Source organism: Neisseria sp. P0021.S006 (assembly GCF_051956895.1).
The window spans coordinates 1-1,246 of record NZ_JBQCWZ010000405.1 but is presented as its reverse complement, the minus strand read 5'-3'; the positions used below and the strand labels follow the sequence as shown (position 1 = coordinate 1,246).

Below are 1,246 nucleotides of genomic sequence, written 5' to 3'. Positions count from 1 at the left end.
GTGTACGGCTGCGCGATGCTGGGTTTGTCGTGCATCGTCCTGCCGCACCGCGAGCGCGGTTTCGGTGGCGTGATTCAGACGATGGCGGCGCGCGGCGGCAAGATGATCGGCGGCGCACTGGTGTTGTGGCTGTATCAGGAATACGGGCAGATGGCGGCAGCGGGCTTTATGCTTGCGTTCAGCCTGCTGATGCTGCTGCAACTCTTGTACTACCGCGAGCCGGAAAGTCCGACTGCGCAAGGCAGTTGGACGGCGTTGGCAGCACGGCTGGTTTCTTTTTGGCAGCAACCTGAAACGGGCTGGCGGTGGCTGGTTTTGCTGTTTGCCGTTGCCGCACCGTATGCGTTTATGGCGGCAACCTTTGTGCCCAAGCTGGCGGATTTGGGCTTCACTCCGAAACAGACGGGCGGAATTTTGGCGGTAGGTATTCCTGTTGCCTGCCTGATTGTGACGCCGCTGTCGGGCTGGTTTTTGCGCAATTATCCGCGCCGCAAACTCGTGTTCCTACTCTACGCGCTGCAACTGCCGCTTTTAGCGTCCATGACTGCCATCGACACGCTCGCACGTGTCGGCTCTTGGCTGCCGCCCGCGCAAATCGTCGCTCTGAGCCTGAGCTACACGCTGCTGCTGCCGGTGATACTGGCGTTGGTGATGGACAAATCCGACCGCGCCACCGCCGCACTCGACAGCAGCCTGCAATTTTCCGTCGTCCTGCTCGGCAGTTACACGGCCGGTTTCGCCGCCCTACGGCTGGCAAAGGCTATTGGTTATACAGATGCGTATTGGGTTGCAGTGTACTTGGCCGTATTAGTAGGCCTGCTTTTATATTTGAATAGAAATTTATTCAATTATTCAGATCGTGATTCACAATAATTCACTTAGATATTTATTCATCGATTTTAATTGAGCGCGCCTCCGGATAATTTTTCATTTTATTGCACAATCTCTCATGAAAATATAACAAAACGTGCCCATAATACTGCCGTTATTACACTCTTAAATTCAAAAGGAACCTCATGACTGCTGTTCTCATCGTTCTCGGCTTGATTGCCATTGCTGTCGGCATCTTAGGCACTATTTATCCCGCCCTGCCCGGATTGGGTTTGATGTTTGGTGGTGCATGGCTGTTGGGTTATGCCGGCGATTATCAAGTGTTTGGCTCGGGTACGCTGACCTTTTTGGCTATCGTTGCCGTATTCGGTACTGCGATGGACTATGTAGCGGGCGCATTGGGTGCAAAATATAC

2 protein-coding genes are annotated in these 1,246 nt (G+C 53.7%); both read left to right on the top strand.

Translation table 11 applies throughout. The features are described 5' to 3' along the window. Positions 1–873 (top strand): MFS transporter (locus tag ACTHUM_RS14520; RefSeq protein WP_440403227.1); only part of this gene is annotated, 873 nt, incomplete at its 5' end. A 143-nt stretch (positions 874–1,016) separates the two neighbouring features. Next, on the top strand, positions 1,017–1,246 hold a 230-nt coding region (locus ACTHUM_RS14515), incomplete at its 3' end, for a DUF456 family protein (protein ID WP_440403226.1).